The organism is Nibrella viscosa (assembly GCF_039541875.1).
Classification (GTDB): Bacteria; Bacteroidota; Bacteroidia; order Cytophagales; family Spirosomataceae; genus Nibrella; species Nibrella viscosa.
On sequence record NZ_BAABHB010000015.1, the window covers coordinates 125,665 to 144,374 of the forward strand.

The following is an 18,710-nucleotide window of genomic DNA, read 5'->3' on the forward strand; positions in this document are numbered from 1 at the left end:
AGGCATTTGTATTATACACTTTAATTATTGTAATTTGCCGACTGGGTTCAGGTTTATGTACTATAATTTCCTGTTTCGACACCATACAAAAGGCCTGATTGTCAGGCATATACTCCTTCGCGCTTACTATACGTTGCCCAAAATTAAGTATGGATGTCTTCAGCCAGGAACACTTATAAAACACATAAGCTTTCCCAGCTTAATTGCTTTTTATTAACCATTTAATCGAATCCTATGATGAACAAATCCTACAGAATGTCTCGCGTGTGCGATCAAGTAGGTCAGGCCAGAGTTCCCTGGCGTAGTCAAACTGGTCAGAAAGGCCTCTTTTCCGGCCTTTTACTGGCGTTTACGTTGTTTTTGCTACTGGGAAGCCAGTTTGCTATGGCGCAGGAAAGAACGGTAACGGGCAAAGTTACCTCTGCTGAGGATAACACCAGCCTGCCGGGTGTTACGGTGCAGATCAAAGGTACCAATCGGGGTACCACATCAAACGGCGAGGGGGTATATACCCTGACTAATGTTCCTGATAATGCGACCCTGATCTTCAGCTTTATTGGTTTGGCAACTCAGGAGGTAGCCGTAGGGAACCGCTCTACCGTAGATGTCGCCCTGACCTCCGATACCAAAGCGCTGGAAGAAGTAGTAGTGGTGGGTTACGGTACTGCCAAACGGAAAGATGTAACGGGTTCTGTAGTCCAGGTAAGTGCGAAAGACTTTAACCCTGGTATCAACCCGAATCCGCTGCAGGCGATTCAGGGTAAAGTAGCCGGTCTGGTTATTACCCGGCCTTCGGGTGATCCTAACCAGAACCCAACCGTGCGTCTGCGGGGCTATACCTCGCTAGCGGGTGGTTCCGATCCGTTGTACGTGGTCGACGGTATGATTGGTGTACCCATTAACACCATTGCACCGGAAGACATCGAGTCGATGGATGTATTGAAAGATGCCTCGGCAGCTGCGATCTACGGTTCCCGGGCGGCTAATGGTGTGATTATCGTCACCACCAAACGAGGTAAGTCAGGCCGGACGCAGGTATCATTCAACAACTACGTAGGGGTTGAGACCATCGCAAGACGGCTCGATCTGCTGGATGGTCCTGGCTACCGCGAAGCGGTGCGAGCTATCAAAGGGGATGCATCGCTCTCCGACCAGCAGCGGTTCCCAACCGGTAACTTCGATACCGACTGGATTAAGGAAATTACCCGGACGGCCATCACGAACAACCACGACCTGTCTGTAGCAGGCGGTTCGCAGGGATTCAGTTACCGGGGATCACTGAACTACATCAACCAACAGGGAACGGTAAAAAACACTGGTTTCAACCGATTGACCGGCCGGATCAACCTCGACCAGAAAGCGCTGGACAACCGGTTGAACATTGCCTATAACCTATCGGTACAGAGCCGCGAAAGCAAGCTGGCCGACTGGGGGATCATCGGCCGTGCCGTTACCTTCCTGCCGACGCTGCCGGTACGTAACGCCGATGGTTCGTATTATGAAATTCCTGGCAGTTTTGATTTATTCAACCCGGTAGCGATGCTGGAGAATCAGAACTTCGATCAAACCAACCGGCAAATCATTGGCGGGATGAACGTGCGGTACGAAGTACTGGACGGCCTGACGCTGGGCGTGAACGGCCAGTACCGGAACGAGAACAACGTAACAAGCCGCTTTCGGGCGAGGGACATCAAGGCATATGCCGGTGAGATTCGCGGTGCCGAGCGCAACCTGAACACCACCAACGACCGCCTGCTCGAACTAACGGCTAACTATACCCGTGGCTTTGGTGAGAACAACAGCAACTTTACTGTACTGGGTGGCTATTCGTATCAGCAGGTTGATTTTGATGGCTTCGGGGCGTACAATTCGCAGTTCCTGACCAATGCCATCAGCTACAATAACCTGGGTTTGGGTGCCGGTTCACTGACCAGTCCGCGTTCTGACTATGCCAACTCGTACCGCAATCAGCTTAAACTGGCCTCTTTCTTCGGAAGAGCTACCGTTAATTTAGGCGATAAGTACAATTTTACGGCTACCCTCCGCCGGGATGGCAGTTCGAAACTGGGTGCCAACAACAAGTGGGGTCTGTTCCCGTCTCTGGCTGCCGGCTGGACACTGACCAACGAGTCATTCTTCCCCAAAGGCAACGTGCTGAACTTCCTGAAGTTACGCGCCGGCTGGGGCCAAACGGGTAACACCGAAGGGATCAGCCCGTACCAGTCACTGCAGTTGTATGGCCCGCGGGGTACGTACTACAATGGTAGCATTGGCGACTTCCTGCCTGGCTACGGTATCATCCAGAACGCCAACCCGAACCTGAAGTGGGAGGTGGTAGAGCAGACTAACATCGGTCTGGACTTCCAACTGTTCAACAGCCGCCTGACGGGTACGCTGGAGGTGTATAACAAGCTGACCCGCGACATGTTGTACAATTATACGGTACCGGCCGATGGGGTTCGCTACTTTACCGACCGGATTGCTGCTAACGTAGGATCGATGCGCAACCAGGGTATCGAGCTCTCGATTGGTGGTGATGTCATTGCCAGTGAGAACTTTGTCTGGACCTCACGGCTTGTAGGTTCGTTGAACCGCAACGAGATTGTGACGCTGCGGAACGACGACTTTGATTCCGGTATCGTTCGGTTCAACGCCTTTGGTGGCCGTGGTCTGTCCGACGTATTTGCCTCGATTATTTATCCGGGCAGTCCGCTGGGCACGTTCAACAACGTACCGACCTTCGTAGGCTTCTCATCAGACGGCAAGGTGTTGCTGGCTCCGGGTAGTGGCGACCAGCCGGTAACGGAGGTAAGCCGAGCCGACGCAGCCGCACGTTTTGCTGCCGGTAACCCGCTGAACCAGGGTAACCCCCAGCCGTTCCTGACGGGTGCGTTGATCAACAGCTTCCGGTACGGCAACTTCGACCTGAACTTCCAGATCCGGGGTGTATTCGGTAACAAAATCCTGAACAACCTGCGTTCAAACCTGATGATCCCAGGTTCAATTCTGGAAACCAACATGCTGCGTGACGTAAGAACGCTGCCGACTAACTACAGCACCAACGTATTGTCGACGTACTGGCTGGAAAGCGGCTCGTTTGCCCGTCTGGATAACTGGCAGATCGGCTACAATCTGCCGGTGCGGGGTAGCAAGTACTTCACCAACGCCCGTGTATATGCCGGTGGTAACAACCTGTTTATCCTGACCGCTTATAAGGGTGTTGATCCTGAGCTGCAGGTACGGGGTAACCTTGGCGAAGGTGGCCGTGGTCGGGCACCGGAAAGCATTGGAATGGATGCCGGTGGTATCTACCCGAGAACCCGGGCATTCCAGTTAGGTCTTAACCTGAGCTTCTAAACGGTACGGCCTGCTTTTTCGCGAAAAAGCAGGCCCGGCTAAAAACCGCTTACTGCAACATTGCGTTAGTATTGCTGTAACTCACTGTTTATTAAACAAAAAAATATGTTTCGCTTTAACATACTAGTCTTTGCCGGATGTACGGCCCTGCTCATAGCCAGCCAGGCCTGTACAGACTTGAGTGAACGGACATTCGACGTTATTCCAACCGATCAGTTCGGAAATACGCCTGCCCAGCAGGCTGCGTTAATAGGCCCGTTGTATAACAGTTTAGGTGATTATTTTGGTAATTACAATGAATTGAACACCGTTACGGACGAGCAGGTAGTGCCGACCCGCGGTGGTGACTGGAAAGACGGCGATAACTGGAAGCGCCTGCACGAGCATACCTGGAGTCCGGTACAGGACAACGGGCAGTTCAACGGCCGCTGGAACTGGATCTACAACAGTATCACGTCGATCAACCAGCAGTTGGGCACGATCACCGACGAAAACACCCGCGCTGAGCTACGGGCACTTCGGGCATTCTTCCACTACATTGCTATGGATCTTTTCGGCAACGTAATCATCGCCGAAAAGGTCGGTAATGCTACCCCGGAGCAGAAAACCCGCACCGAGGTATTCAATTGGGTGGAAAAAGAACTGCTGGAGGTATATCCTCGCATGAGCGAGACGGTAGGTGGCGCTTACTACGGTCGTTTCAATAAGTATGTGGTGGATATGATCCTGGCCAAGATGTACCTGAACGCGCAGGTGTATACCGGTACGCCCCAGTGGCAGAAGGCCATCGACCGCCTGAACACCATCATCAACTCGGGTAAATTCTCACTGGCCGGCAATTTCTTCGACAACTTCCGCGTGCAGAACCAGGGTTCACCGGAGATTATTCTGGCTACGCCGTTTGATAATTCGAAGCGGGGTGGTATGAATATCCAGATGCGGACGCTGCATTATGACCATAAGCTAACTTACAATCTACCTGCAAACCCTTGGAATGGTTACGCAACGCTGGCTGAGTTCTATAACACCTTCTCCGACCAGGATGCCCGTAAAAATATGTGGATTGTTGGGCAGCAGTTCGATGCGGCAGGAAATCCGTTAAAGGATGGGGATTTGCCATTGGTGATTACCCCGGAAATTCCGGCATTTGAAATGCCTGCTGGTCCAGTGGCCCGCTTGGCGGGTGCCCGCAGCCAGAAATACGAGATTCAGCGCAACAACCCGACCAACGACCAGAGTAACGACTTCGTGATCTATCGTCTGGCCGATGCGTATCTGATGCGGGGTGAAGCTTATTTCCGACTGGGTCAAACCGCCAACGCCCTGGCCGACATCAACCGGATTCGGACCCGTGCCGGTGTGCCGGCCTTTACGGCGCTGACGCTGGACAATATTCTGGCTGAGCGGGGCCGCGAACTGGCGTGGGAATATCACCGCCGTCAGGACCTGATCCGGTTCGATCAGTTCACCAGAGCCTGGCGCTTTAAGCCGGCTTCGCAAAAGTTCCGCGAGCTGTTCCCGATTCCGCAGGATCAGCTTTCGCTGAACCCGAGGCTAAAACAAAATCCTGGCTACTAATCAGCAGACCTGGTGCCGAAATAAAAAGCCCTCCGCCCGTCGGAGGGCTTTTTACTTCATACGGACAGCGTCGCTGCCCACCATTAAGATGTGGTTAGCACTCACTATCTCTAGGCTTCTAACGTTATAAATTATAAGAGTGAGCGATGCTGATTGTCAGCGGGAAGACTTATTTACCCGCTACTATTTCGTAAATTTGAATCTTGTTTTACCCTATAGAGCTATTCATGCGCTACTGGCTTGTCTTTTTCCTTCTGGTTGTGGCGGCAGGTTGCCGATTCGGGCAAACCTCCTCTGAAAACCAGCTTTTTAAACAGCTTCCGGCTGACCAGACGAATATTTACTTCACCAACACCGTCACCGACGATAAGGACTTCAACATCTTCAACTACCGCAACTTCTACAATGGCGGGGGAGTAGCCATCGGCGATGTGAATAACGACGGGTTGCCCGACGTGTTTCTGATCGCTAATATGGGCGACAACAAACTCTACCTCAACAAGGGCAATCTACAGTTTGAGGATATTACCGCTAAAGCCGGTGTAGCCGGCAAACACGCCTGGAGTACCGGCGCGACCTTCGCCGATGTCAACGGCGACGGTCTGCTGGACCTCTACGTTTGCAATGCCGGTATCCGCCCCGGCGACGAACGCGGCAATGAACTCTACATCAACAATGGAAACGGTACCTTCACCGAAAAAGCCGCCGACTATGGCCTGGACGATCACGGCTTCTCGACCCATGCGGCTTTCTTCGACTACGACCGCGATGGTGACCTGGATATGTACCTGCTCAACAACAGCTTTATGCCTGTTGGTCGGCTCGCCTACGCCAACCTGCGGGCCGAGCGGGATTCGCTGGGGGGCGATAAGCTATTCCGCAACGATGGCGAGCGGTTTACGGATGTCAGCGAAAAAGCCGGTATCTATGGCAGCCTCATCGGCTTTGGACTGGGCATCACCATTGGCGATGTAAACGAAGATAACTGGCCCGACATTTTTATCTCCAACGACTTTTACGAGCGCGATTATCTGTACATCAACAACCAGGACGGCACGTTTCGGGAGTCGATCAACGAGGCCATGAACCACATCAGCCTGTCGTCGATGGGTGCCGATGTGGCCGATGTCAATAACGATGGCCTGCTCGATATTTTTGTGACCGATATGCTGCCCGGCAACGACCGCCGGCTGAAAAAGGTCTCTACGTTTGAAAGCTACGAGCTTGTTCAGATTAAACTCGACCGGGATTTTCACCATCAGTACATGCAGAATATGCTGCACCTGAACCGGGGGAGTGTTCCGCAGGGGGCAGGGGGCTTGGGGCTTGGGGGAAAAGCGCAAAATAGCGGAGCTAACAATCCCCTGTCCCACGCCCCACGCTCCTTGCCCCTTTTCAGCGATGTGGCGCGTTTTGCGGGCGTTCAGGCTACTGACTGGAGCTGGGGAGCCTTGATTTTTGACATGGACAACGACGGCCTGAAAGATATTTTTGTGGCCAACGGCATTGCCAGAGACGTAACCAACCAGGATTTTGTCAACTTCCTGGCCGACCGCGAGAACATGGCGCAGATTGCCCGGCAGCGGAAGTTCAACTTCAAGGAGTTTCTGGACAAAGCCCCCTCGGAACCTATCCCAAATTATGCGTTCCGAAATGAAGGCAATCTGACGTTTGTGAACAAAGCCGCCGACTGGGGGCTGGGTGATCCCGGCTTTTCCAATGGTGCCGCTTACGGCGACCTCGACAACGACGGCGACCTGGAGCTGATCGTCAACAATGTCAATGCGCCTGTCTCCATCTTCCAGAACCTGAGCGAGCAGCAGGGTAAAGCCAATTACCTGAAGGTGAAGCTGGTTGGTACTGCCCAAAACCTCAATGCCATCGGGGCAAAAGTCTATGTGTACCAGACCGGCCAAACGCAGATGTTGCAGCAAATGCCGAACCGGGGCTTTCAGTCGTCGGTGGATCTGAACCTGGTGTTCGGGCTGGGCGGCAACAGCCGGATCGATTCTGTACGGGTGATCTGGCCCGACGACCGGATGCAGGTGCTGCGCCAGCCGCAGGCCAATCAGCAGCTAACCCTCCGCCATCAGGATGCTACCGCTACCTGGCACCCGGCTGTGCCGTCGGCTGAAGGGCCTTTCCGGGATATTTCGGCGCAGAGCGGTCTTTCGTTCGTGCATCAGGAGAGCAACTTTGTCGATTATAACCGCGACCCCCTGCTCAAGCAGATGATTTCTACCCAGGGACCGGCCCTGGCAACGGGCGACGTCAACGGCGACGGCCTGGAGGATGTTTTCTTCGGCGGAGCCAGCGGCAAACCCAGCCGCCTGTACCTGCAACAGCCGGGCGGCCTGTTTGCGGAGAAAACACCGGCGGCCATCCGGCAGGATACCACGTCGGAAGCCGTAGACGCGGTATTCTTTGACGCCGACGGCGACAACGACCTGGACCTGTACGTGGTAACGGGCAGCAACGAATTTGATCCCGAAGCTGATGCGCTGCTCGACCGGCTGTACCTCAACGATGGGAAGGGCAACTTCACCCTGGATACCCGTTTGCCGAGCCTGAAAGCCAGCGGCTCCTGCGTAGCCGCTGCCGATTTCGACGGTGACGGTGATATTGATCTATTCATCGGCTCCCGGCTGATACCGGGGCAATACGGTTATAACCCACCCAGTTACCTGCTCATCAACGACGGCACGGGTAATTTCAAAAACTATACCAAACGCTACCTGCCCGAAGTCGAGCAGTTGGGCATGGTAACGGCCGCCACCTGGGCTGACCTCAACGGCGACCGCTACCCTGAGCTGATCGTCGTAGGCGACTGGATGCCTATTCAGGTGTTCGAAAACAAGCGGGGTAAGCTGAGCCTGAACCCCTCCTTAGCTCCCAGAACCCCCGCCGGTGAAGTGCTGAAAACAAACGGCTGGTGGAACTGCGTGAAAGCCGGCGATATCGACGGTGATGGCGACATCGACCTCGTGGTGGGCAACCTGGGCCTCAACTCGCGCATCAGAGCCACCCAATCGGTGCCGGCCGAGCTGTACGTCAACGATTTCGACGGCAATGGCGTGTACGAACAGGTTATCAACTGCGCCGACGAAACGGGAGAACTCTTTCCGATGGTGTTGAAACAGGATCTGCAAAAGACCATGCCCGCCATCAAGAAGAAATACATCAAGTATGCCGATTACTCGGGTAAAAAACTGAAAGACCTTGTGGATGAGAACGCCCTGAACAAGGCGGTAGTCCGGCAGGTGTTTACGGCCGAATCGGCAATCCTGATCAACAACGGCAAAGGTCAGCTCACATTCTCGCCCCTGCCGGCCGAGGTACAGTTCTCGCCCGTGTGCGGGATCGAGCTGCTGGATTATGACGGCGACGGCCGCACCGACCTGCTGCTGGCCGGTAACTTTTACGATGTTTTACCCGAATTAGGCCGCTACGACGCCAGTTACGGCCTGCTGCTGCGTGGCACCGGAAGCCGGGGTACGCCCTCATTTGAGGTAGTGCCCTCCACAACGTCCGGCCTGATGATTCGGGGGCAGGTGCGCCACCTGAAGCGACTGGCCCAGGGACAACTGATTATTGCAAAAAACAACGACCGGGTGCAGGTGCTTACCCTGCGCAGCAACGAAAAGCTGCTGGCCACCCGTACCGCCAACTAACCTATGATGAACCGTTTTATATTGGTGGCAGCCGCCGGAGCTATGTTGCTCAGCGGATGCCAGAAGCTGACATCCCTCTCCGAAAAGCCGCTTTTTGTGACGATGGACTCGACCCAGACCGGCATTGGTTTTGTGAACCGGCTGCAGGAAACCGAAAAACTGAACCTGCTGGATTACCTGTACTTCTATAACGGGGCCGGGGTAGCTGCCGGCGACATCAACAACGACGGCCTCACCGACCTGTACTTTGTTTCCAACCAGGGCAAAAACAAGCTGTACCTGAACAAGGGCAACTTCAAATTTGAAGATATTACCGAAAAAGCCGGCCTGGAGGGCTTCTCCGACTGGCAGACGGGCGTTACCATGGCCGACATCAACGGCGATGGCCTGCTGGACATTTATGTTTCGGCGGTGGGTAACTTCCGGGGGCTGGAAGGGGCCAACGAACTTTACATCAACAATGGCGACTTGACTTTTACCGAAAAAGCCGCCGACTATGGCTTAGACTTCACGGGCTTTTCGACCCAGGCCGTTTTCTTCGATTATGACCACGACGGTGATCTGGATTGTTACCTGCTCAACCATGCCGTACACACCTCCCGCAGCTACGACCGCGTTTCGGCGCGTCACCTGCGGCATAACGAGTCGGGCGACCGCCTGTACGAGAACCCCATAAAAGGCAAGGGGCAGGGAGCAGAAGGGAGCGACCCGAAGCCACCGGTTAAGTTTGTGGATGTGAGTGAAAAAGCCGGCATATTCGGTGCGGCTATGGGCTACGGCCTGGGCATTTCCGTGGCCGACATCAATAACGACGGTTGGGAGGATATTTACGTTTCGAATGACTTTCACGAAGACGACTACTACTACCTCAACAACGGCAGCCGCAACGGCGGACCGGTCACCTTTACCGAAAGCAGCCGGCAGGCTTTTGCGCACGTCAGCCGCTTCTCGATGGGGAATGATATTGCTGATATCAACAACGATGGCTATCCGGACATTGTGACCCTGGATATGTACCCCGAAGATGAAACAGTTGAGAAATCATCGATGGGCGAAGATCCGCTGGACATCTACCAGTACAAGCTGGCGTATGGCTACATGAACCAGTACAGCCGGAACTGCCTGCAGCTTAGCCTGTCGGGTCGGAAATTCATGGAGGTGGGCGCTATGGCCGGCATTGCCGCTACCGACTGGAGCTGGTCGCCCCTGCTGGCCGATTACGACAACGACGGCCATAAAGACCTGTTTGTTTCCAACGGTATTGTTCGCCGGCCCAATAACCTCGACTACACCAAGTTTGCCTCCGACGACTCGCTGCGCTACGCCATCGAAACCTCCAGCTCACTCGATCAGCGGGCAATGGCCATGATGCCGGAAGGAAAAGTGCATAACTACCTCTACCGGGGTACGCCCAGCCTCCGCTTCGAGGATAAATCGCTGGTCTGGGGTTTCGATACGCCGACGTATTCCAACGGAGCCGTGTACGCCGACCTGGACAACGACGGCGACCTGGACCTGGTAACCAACAACATCAACGACCCCGCCAGTCTGCACCAGAATCAGGCGAATACCCTGTTTCCGGACAACCACTTCCTGAAAATCCGCCTGACCGGCGACGCCCCCAATACCTTCGGTATCGGTGCCAAGGTGGTTATCAAGACGAAAACCGGCATGCAGGTGCAGCAGTTGATGACGACCCGTGGCTTTGAATCGTCGGTAGAGCCGGTACTGAATTTTGGGCTGGGCGAGACGGGAACCATTGACTCACTCATTGTAATCTGGTCCAACCAGCGGATGGAAGTCCGGACCAACGTAAAAACCAACCAGACGCTGGCCCTGAAACAGGCGGATGCGCAGCAGGATGCCAAAACCTTCCGCTACACGGCTCCGACACAGCCACCGCTGTTTGCCGATATTTCCGGTCAGGTAGGCATCAGCTATACCCATAAAGAAAACAACACGTTCTACGACATGGTGCGGGAGTCGCTGATGCCGTTCAAGGTGTCGACCGAAGGGCCGAAACTGGCTATCGGCGACGTCAACGGCGATGGTCTGGAGGACTTCTACGCCGGCGGAGCCAAATGGCAGGCCGGAAGCCTGATGCTGCAGCAGCCCAACGGGCGTTTTGTGGCCGCTCCCCAGCCGGTATTTGCCGCCGATTCGGTGTATGAGGATGTGGATGCCGTCTTTTTCGACGCCGATGGCGATAATGACCTCGATCTGTACGTGGTATCGGGCGGCAATGAATTTTACGACAAGATGCCGGAGCAGTTCGACCGGCTGTACCTCAACGACGGCAAGGGTAACTTCAGTCGATCCAACAATCTGCCGGCTATGTATGGGCAGAAAAGCTGTGTACGTCCGGTTGATATTGACGGTGACGGCGACCTGGACCTGTTTGTAGGTGGGCGGGTTATTGCCTTCCAGTACGGCCGCATTCCGGACTCGTACCTGCTGATTAACGACGGCAAGGGGCACTTTACCGACCAGACCGACAAAGTAGCGCCCGGCCTGCGCAAAGCCGGCATGATTACCGACGCCATCTGGGCCGATTACGACGGCGATAAAGACCTGGATCTGATTCTGGCCGGCGACTGGATGCCCATCCGCATCTTTGCCAACCAGGGCGGCAAACTGACCGCAGTCGAATCCATTGTCGATGACAAAACACCCCTGAATGGTTTCTGGCAGTGCCTGGTGGCCGCCGATTTCGACAAAGACGGCGATATAGACCTGGTAGCCGGTAATCTGGGTACCAATACCAAGTTCCGCAAGCGGCCCGACTCTCAACTGCGGATGTGGGTTAAAGACATTGACAACAACCAGAGTCTGGAACAGATTCTGGCGTATAACAACGAGGGCAAATGGTATCCGGTAGCGTTCAAAGACGAGCTGGGCAAGCAGATGCCGGGTATTATCAACAAGCGGTTTACCGATTACAAATCCATTGCCGGTAAACCCATCGATGATATTTTTAAGAGCGACGAACTGGCCGGTGCCGAAGAATACCGGGTCAATCAGTTTGCCTCGGTCTATCTCGAAAACCAGGGTGGGCGGTTTGTTGCCCACGAACTTCCGTTGCTGGCCCAGGTCTCCAAACTGTTTGCCCTGCGCGCTGCGGATGTGGATGGTGACGGCTACCCCGACGTGCTGGCCGGTGGTAACTTTTACGGCGTCAGCACCTACCAGGGCCGGTACGATGCGGGCTATGGGCTTGTCCTGCGCAACGATGGCAAGGGAGGCTTCGCAGCCCTGTCCCCGGCCGATTCCGGGTTCTGGCTCGATGGCGAAATCCGGGACATTAAACCGGTGAAAACAGCCGGCGGCCCGTACTGGCTGATAGCCCGAAATGGAGCGCCCTTGCAGGTGTACCAAAGTCCTGGCAGTAGCGGTATATTGGCGGCCCGCCGACCATAAACAGCGCTTAAGCTGATTTTAATCAGTATCCTACCGATACTATATAGTTTTTTTGGGGTAAATTTGTATTCCTCTTTAGGACAACTTGTATGATGAAGATGAGACCGTACCTAAAATTTAGTTGGTTGCTCCTTGTTCTCTTATGGAACGCGACCGGCTGTCAGAAAAAGGCTGCTCCCGACGAGTATAACGCCAAAGCCGCCAACCCGGAGCGCTATAATCAGTGCCTGAACAAGCTGACGGAAGTTGTCATCCACGACATTTTTTCGCCACCCGTAGCCAGCCGGATCTATTCTTACGCCAACCTGGCGGGTTACGAAGCCATGCTACCGGGTCAGCCGACGTACGAATCTATGGCTGGTAAGCTGAAGAAGTACGAAGCCACTCCCAAACCGGAAGCCGGACAGGAGTACTGTTTTCCGCTGGCCAGTACCCGCGCGTTTCTGGTAGTAGGCCGGGCGCTGACGTTCTCCGCTAACTTCTTCGACGATTTTGAGAAGACGTTTTACGAGCAGTACAAGCAGGATGGTATACCTGATGAGGTTTACGAGCGTTCCGTCGCGTACGGGGATGCCGTAGCCAAACACATACTCGACTTTGCCAGTAAAGACACCTATAAGCAGACGCGGGGCTTTAAGCATACCGTCACCAACGAGGAAGGTACCTGGGTGCCGACCCCACCGGCGTACATGGATGCCGCCGAGCCGCAGTGGGCCAAAATCCGCTGCTGGGTTATGGATACCTGCTCGCAGTTTATGCCGCCCCCGCCCGCTCAATACAATGTGGCTAAGGGCAGTCCCTTCTTTAAACTGACCGAGGAGGTTTACGAGATTGGTAAGAATATGACGGAAGAGCAGAAAAAGATTGCGTACTTCTGGGATGACAACGCATTTGTGATGAACGTAGCGGGCCACGTGTCCTACGCGTCTAAAAAAATGACGCCCGGTGGGCACTGGCTGGCGATTGCCCAGACGGTGGCCCGGCAGAAAAAAGCGGATTTTGCGCAGACTGTCGAAGCCTATGCCCTGACCTCGTTTGCCCTGTCGGACGGATTTATCAGTTGCTGGGATGAGAAATACCGCACCAACCGCGTCCGGCCGGAGACAGTCATCAACAAATACATCGACCCGAAGTGGACGCCCTACCTGCAAACGCCGGCTTTTCCCGAATATACCAGCGGGCACAGCGTTATTTCGGCCGCGGCTGCCGAGGTGCTCACTAATCTGTTCGGTGATAATGTTGCGTTTACCGATTCAACCGAGCATTCGTATGGTCATGGAGTCCGTTCTTTCAAATCGCTGCGCGAGGCTGCGGTTGAGGCCTCATACAGCCGGCTCTACGGCGGTATTCACTTCCGCGATGCGCTGGAAGTTGGTAACCTACAGGGTCGCCGGGTGGGCGAGTATGTATTCCATAAGCTGAAAGCGAATAAAGATGGTACTATTGCATCTAAATAATCTGCGTTGATGTACATTTATGAGCCGGGAGAGAATTCTTCCGGCTTTTTTGTGTGAATTCCTCAACCCGAGTATGCCCGCGATCCTTACCCTTCAAAATCTGACCAAGTCATACAGCGGTCGGTTAGTGCTGTCGGTGCCGGCGGTAGACATTGCTCCCGGTATTCACTGGCTCAAAGGCCAGAACGGCTTCGGCAAAACCACTTTGTTTAAGGTTATTGCCGGCTTGCTGCCGTATGCCGGCACCGTGCTGCTGGATGGCCAATTCGATTTGCGCCGGCACCCGGTAGCCTACCGACTCCGGGTCAATTACGGCGAAGCCGAGCCGGTGTATCCGGAATTCCTGACCGGCTGGGAACTGATACACTGGGTGGCCACCGCCAAACAGGCACCCCAACACCAGGTCGATGCCCTGATTGACCGGTTTGCCGTAGCCGATTTTCTGAAGACTCCCGTTGGCACCTACTCCAGCGGCATGCTGAAAAAAGTATCCATAATTATGGCGTTTCTGGGTAATCCCCGGCTGATTCTGCTGGACGAACCGCTCATTACGCTGGATCAGCAGGCTACCCATCTTGTTGCTGAGTTGATTCAAACCGGCCGGGAGCAGGGCATCAGCTTTCTGCTCTCCTCCCACCAGGATTTCAGCTTATCGGGTCTGCCGGTCGAATCGGTCTGGCAGGTAGCGCAGCAAACCCTCACCCTCGTACCGCATACGGTCTGACCCATGAAAGCCACGCTGACCGTTCTCCGGAAAACGATTGTGCAGGCGTTCTACCGCCAGAACGCCGGTTTGCTGCTGCTGCTGCTGTTTGTAGCCGGAAGTTTTATGCGTGCGGCCGAGCATATTGCGCTGGCTACCTACGCCATTCACGCACCGGCTATGCTGCTGGGATACATCGGACTCTGGGGGTTATATACCGTACATGCCAGCCGTTTCATGGTGCAGGTATTCCGCGCTAATGAATTTCTGCTGCTGCTGCGTCTGCAACCTGTAACGGGCCGGCTGGGTAGTCTCTGGGTAATTCAGGTATTGCTGCTGACGCCCGTTATCGCTTACGCCGGCTTTGTGTTAACGCTTAGTCTTCTGGCGCATACACGAATAGCCACGGGTATGATTGTTGGTAGCCTGCTTTTGCTTACCACTACTCCGCTGGTCTGGGTTGAATACACGCTCCTCCACCCCAATCCTGACCGACGGTTGAGTAGCCTCCGAATTATACTACTAGGCCGGTTTACAACCCCATACAGCCTGTTTTTCATCCGGCATCTATTCCACCGGCAACCGGTGCTGCTGTTGCTGACCAAAGGCGGTAGCTGTCTGCTGCTGGTGGGATTACTTTGGCTATACCCGACCGACGAGTACGACATTCGGTTGCCGGCGCTGGGTGCCCTGCTGACGGGAGCCTTTCATGCCGCTATCATTTATGAGCTGTATCGGTTTGAACTAACCCAACTGCTGCTCGTTCGCAATTTGCCGGTTTCGTTAAGCACCCGCTTTGTCCGCTATGCAATCATACTGGCGCTTATGCTGCTACCGGAGTTGGTGGTGCTGCTGCGTAATAATCCTGTAGATATCGACCTAAGCGCTATCGTTGGCGTGTGGGTATTCGCCCATAGTCTGCTGATGCTGCACTATGGGCTGCTATTAACGCGTCATCGTTCCCTGGATCGCTTTATGCCCCTGGTGTTCTGGCTGGTCATTGGTGGCTTCTTCCTGATTATGTATAAACTACCAATCTGGGGGCTGGCGGGAATTTGCGATACGGGCGCGGCTATGTACTTCCTCCGCTGTTACTATCAGGCGTCCTGGTCAGCTTTATGATTCCCTACGCACTCCAGTAACAAAATAGGGAGGGCAGGTGGCAGTTATCGGCAAAAAGTCTAATTTTAAGCCTGATTTTTCCTATGATGTATCTCTATGAAAAAAAGGCTGATTACGCTCCTGTGCCTGGCCGGTAATTTCCCCCTACTGGCGCAACAGGACTTAACCAACTCGCCCTGGCATATTGTCGGGCAAAACATCAACCCTGCCAATTACTATGGCATCACCGTTGCCAATGGCATTATTGGCCTGGTATCGTCGCCGGAGCCGATGAAGGTGCGGGACGTGGTGCTTAACGGCGCGTTCGACACCTACGGCCGTGGTCGCGTCTCCAACATCCTGAAGGTGTTCAACTTTGCCAACATGAACCTGGATGTGGACGGGCAGCGGCTCGGCCCCCGCGACATCACGAATTACCGCCAGACCCTCGACATGCAGAAGGCGGCTCTGACCACCACCTTCGACTTCCGGGATAAGGTTAGCGTTCGCCAGACCATGATGGCCCTGCGCCACCTGCCTTACAGCGCCCTGTCGATCGTCGAGATTACGGCGAAGAAAGACTGCGAAATCATTCCGATGAGCGTTATTGAGTCACCGGAAAACCTGAAAGAGGTGAAGAACTTCTATTCGGAAATCGACCGGCCGCACGCCACCATCCGGCTGCTGACGTCCGTAGCCAAAAGCCCCACCGGCCGGCTCACGGTAGCCGCTTCCAACAGCTTTATTTTTGAGGAACCCCACGGTCAGGAGCCCCAGGTCATCCACGAAGACTGGGATTACAACATGCACCTGGCCAAATTTAAAAAGCGCCTGCGGGCCGGACAGACCTACCGTTTCAGCGTGGTGGGCTCGGTAACCTCTACCGCCAGTACGCCCGACCCCCACAACGAAGCCGAGCGGCTCACCATTTTTGCCGCGCTGGAACGTACTCCGCGCCTGCTCCAGCGCCACGAGGCTGAGTGGAATAAGCTGTGGCAGAGTGACATTGTAATCGAGGGTGATCCGGAGTCGCAGAAGGCCGTCCGGTCGGCGCTGTACCATCTATACTCGTTTGCCCGCGAAGGCACCGCCTATAGCCTCTCGCCGATGGGCTTATCGGGCTTAGGTTACAACGGACACGTATTCTGGGATACGGAACTCTGGATGTACCCCGCCCTGCTGGTGCTGAAACCGGAGATGGCGAAATCTATGCTGGAATATCGTTTTGAGCGAATGCCTATGGCCCGGCAGAACGCCTTCAGCCACGGCTATGCCGGCGTCATGTTCCCCTGGGAGTCAGATGCCGACGGTCAGGAAGCCACGCCGGTCTGGGCCCTGACGGGACCGTTCCAGCACCACATCACGGGCTGTGTCGGCTGGGCGTTCTGGAAATATTACCAGGTCACGAAAGACAAGGAGTGGCTCCGGACGCGGGGATACCCCATGCTCAAAGAAGTGGCCGATTTCTGGACGAGTCGGGTAGAACGCAAAGGTCCCGGTCAGTACGACATCAACAACGTGATTGGTGCCAACGAATGGCAGGAGAACATCGATAACAACGCCTTTACCAACGGCATGGCCAAAACGGTACTGAACTTTGCCACCCAGGCAGCGCAGGAACTGGGTATCACGCCCGACCCCGACTGGAAACAGGTTGCCGACAACATTCCGATCCTGAAGTTTCCGGATGGCGTAACAAAAGAAAACCGCACCTACGATGGTGTCGAGATCAAGCAGGCCGATGCCAACCTGCTGGCGTACCCGCTTCGGCTGGTCACCGAAGAAGCCCAGATCCGGAAAGACCTGAGGTACTACGAACCCCGCATGTCGAAAGATGGCCCGGCTATGGGTCATGCGGTGCTGGCGACGTTGTATGCCCGTATGGGTGAACCGGAGAAAGCCTATGAGTTGTTCGTGAAGAGCTACAAACCCAACGAAGTGCCCCCCTTTGGCGTGCTGGCCGAAACGGCCGGCGGTACTAATCCCTATTTTGCCACGGGGGCGGGCGGTATGCTGCAGACGCTGCTGAACGGCTTCGGCGGTATTGATATTACCGACAATGGTATTGTTCAGCTGAAGACCCGCCTGCCGAAGAAATGGAAATCGCTAACGATCAAAGGCGTTGGAACTCAGCAGAAGACGGTACAGGTGCAGTAAACGGGAACAATATATGCCGAAATAGAAAAGCCCCCGGATGCTACCCGGAGGCTTTTCTGTTTTAGAGACGTAAGCAATAGGTCTACCAATAGCCCGTAGGCAGTCCCGATGACTGTAGTTCCAGGGTAGTATCTTTCGATTGCACCACAATTTTGTTGAGGGCAATATAAATGGTCTTAACTGCACTTTCGATTCGATTCCAGCCTTCTTCACTCCGCAAGTCAATCCCAATCATGGTCCGATTGTTCTGAGCCAGCAGCGTCAGGTACGACATGGCACCAATCATTACGGCTGACACGGCCTGCACATCGGCCCCTTTTACAAAAGACAATTGCTCTACCAGTCGGGTCAGCTCTTCGTCCTGAGCCCTGCTGGTTGCTTCGGCCGTGGTGTCATTTTCAATAATATTAGCCTTCAGGATCTCGCGGGCAGCCTTGAAGGTACGGAAAAAACGAAACGTCTGGATAACCTGCCGGTACCAGACCCTGGCCAGATCCGACTCATGGAGCGGCCGAATCTGGTCAAGCACCGCCGGGGTAAACATAGGAAAAAGCTTTCCCATTTTTACATAATATTCAAGCAAGCCGTCCAGCCCACCGAAATAACGGTAAATCAATACTTTGCTAACACCTGCTTTCTCCGCTATCCGGTTCACACCAATCCCTTCTAACCCACGTTCAGCAATTACTTCTTCAAGTGCATCAATTATTCGTTGGGTGGTCTTTGCTCGATTTCTTCTTATTTTCTCCATATTTATTATGTGCTATAACGGTGTAAGTATTTGACGGATTTGCCTCCAAATAGTCACTTCAGTTAGCCCTAAGTAATTAGAAAAACGAAAAAAAGATATGGATAATTACCTAAAGACGCTGAAAAGCAAATATTCAGTTCAGGCGCCAGGCATTAGGTTACATCTGGATAGTCCAATTCTATCTTGATAAAACAACTACAAGGTAGATAGGAATAAATTACTATCCAAATGCACGTTACCTCTGAGTAACTTATTTCCCTGAGATTATCGGAATAATAGGCGCTGTATTTACTAAACGGTATAAATAAGAGACGAGAACGCATTGGACGGGCAACACAATCCGGTATGCCGACTACGTAGGAGCATAAACAAAAAGCCAGCCTCTGTAAAGAAGCTGGCTTTAAACAGTTGCCGGAGAAGGATTCGAACCCTCACAAACAGAACCAAAATCTGTCGTCCTACCCTTAGACGATCCGGCAATTGCGAGTGCAAAGATAGCTGATCCGGTAGCACTACGC

At 54.1% G+C, this 18,710-nt stretch carries 9 protein-coding genes and 1 tRNA gene; 8 read left to right on the plus strand and 2 right to left on the minus strand.

The genetic code is table 11. The annotated features are described in order from the left end of the window. Positions 1-384: 384 nt before the first annotated feature. The 8 genes from ABD931_RS25290 (at position 385) to ABD931_RS25325 (ending at position 17,441) form a co-directional block, all read left to right on the plus strand. Positions 385-3,357, plus strand: a complete 2,973-nt coding sequence (locus tag ABD931_RS25290; RefSeq protein WP_345270812.1) for a SusC/RagA family TonB-linked outer membrane protein — start codon at positions 385-387, stop codon at positions 3,355-3,357. 105 nt (positions 3,358-3,462) lie between these two features. Then, the gene (locus tag ABD931_RS25295) at positions 3,463-4,935 is read left to right on the plus strand and encodes a RagB/SusD family nutrient uptake outer membrane protein (RefSeq protein ID WP_345270813.1); all 1,473 of its coding nucleotides are present in this window, start codon (positions 3,463-3,465) and stop codon (positions 4,933-4,935) included. Positions 4,936-5,162: 227 nt separating this feature from the next. Further along, positions 5,163-8,606 carry a VCBS repeat-containing protein gene (locus ABD931_RS25300; protein ID WP_345270814.1) on the plus strand — a complete coding sequence of 1,148 codons (3,444 nt, stop codon included), beginning with the start codon at positions 5,163-5,165 and terminating at the stop codon, positions 8,604-8,606. A 6-nt stretch (positions 8,607-8,612) separates the two neighbouring features. Then, complete coding sequence (locus tag ABD931_RS25305; RefSeq protein WP_345270846.1) at positions 8,613-12,023, plus strand: VCBS repeat-containing protein; 3,411 nt, start codon at positions 8,613-8,615, stop codon at positions 12,021-12,023. A 98-nt stretch (positions 12,024-12,121) separates the two neighbouring features. Beyond that, positions 12,122-13,480, plus strand: coding sequence for a vanadium-dependent haloperoxidase (locus ABD931_RS25310; RefSeq protein WP_345270847.1), 1,359 nt, complete (start codon positions 12,122-12,124; stop codon positions 13,478-13,480). A gap of 73 nt (positions 13,481-13,553) precedes the next feature. Continuing rightward, on the plus strand, positions 13,554-14,204 hold the full coding sequence (locus ABD931_RS25315; RefSeq protein ID WP_345270815.1) for an ABC transporter ATP-binding protein: 651 nt from the start codon (positions 13,554-13,556) through the stop codon (positions 14,202-14,204). A 3-nt stretch (positions 14,205-14,207) separates the two neighbouring features. Then, positions 14,208-15,305 carry a hypothetical protein gene (locus tag ABD931_RS25320; RefSeq protein ID WP_345270816.1) on the plus strand — a complete coding sequence of 366 codons (1,098 nt, stop codon included), beginning with the start codon at positions 14,208-14,210 and terminating at the stop codon, positions 15,303-15,305. Between the two features lie 96 nt (positions 15,306-15,401). Next, positions 15,402-17,441 (plus strand): kojibiose hydrolase, encoded by a 2,040-nt coding sequence (locus ABD931_RS25325; RefSeq protein WP_345270817.1) that lies wholly within the window; start codon positions 15,402-15,404, stop codon positions 17,439-17,441. 82 nt (positions 17,442-17,523) lie between these two features. On the opposite strand, the gene ABD931_RS25330 is transcribed toward ABD931_RS25325, so the two are convergent. Together ABD931_RS25330 and ABD931_RS25335 are read right to left on the minus strand one after the other, a co-directional pair. Continuing rightward, the gene (locus ABD931_RS25330; RefSeq protein ID WP_345270818.1) at positions 17,524-18,192 is read right to left on the minus strand and encodes a TetR/AcrR family transcriptional regulator; all 669 of its coding nucleotides are present in this window, start codon (positions 18,190-18,192) and stop codon (positions 17,524-17,526) included. A 408-nt stretch (positions 18,193-18,600) separates the two neighbouring features. Then, a tRNA-Gln gene (locus ABD931_RS25335) sits at positions 18,601-18,671 on the minus strand. Positions 18,672-18,710: the final 39 nt, after the last annotated feature.

Bases quoted from the DNA above. Each gene is read 5' to 3' on its own strand.
- ABD931_RS25290 (WP_345270812.1), top strand. From the start codon at position 385: ATGGCGCAGGAAAGAACGGTAACGGGCAAAGTTACCTCTGCTGAGGAT.
- ABD931_RS25325 (WP_345270817.1), top strand. From the start codon at position 15,402: ATGAAAAAAAGGCTGATTACGCTCCTGTGCCTGGCCGGTAATTTCCCC.
- ABD931_RS25300 (WP_345270814.1), top strand. From the start codon at position 5,163: ATGCGCTACTGGCTTGTCTTTTTCCTTCTGGTTGTGGCGGCAGGTTGC.
- ABD931_RS25295 (WP_345270813.1), top strand. From the start codon at position 3,463: ATGTTTCGCTTTAACATACTAGTCTTTGCCGGATGTACGGCCCTGCTC.
- ABD931_RS25310 (WP_345270847.1), top strand. From the start codon at position 12,122: ATGAGACCGTACCTAAAATTTAGTTGGTTGCTCCTTGTTCTCTTATGG.
- ABD931_RS25320 (WP_345270816.1), top strand. From the start codon at position 14,208: ATGAAAGCCACGCTGACCGTTCTCCGGAAAACGATTGTGCAGGCGTTC.
- ABD931_RS25315 (WP_345270815.1), top strand. From the start codon at position 13,554: ATGCCCGCGATCCTTACCCTTCAAAATCTGACCAAGTCATACAGCGGT.
- ABD931_RS25305 (WP_345270846.1), top strand. From the start codon at position 8,613: ATGAACCGTTTTATATTGGTGGCAGCCGCCGGAGCTATGTTGCTCAGC.
- ABD931_RS25330 (WP_345270818.1), bottom strand. From the start codon at position 18,192: ATGGAGAAAATAAGAAGAAATCGAGCAAAGACCACCCAACGAATAATT.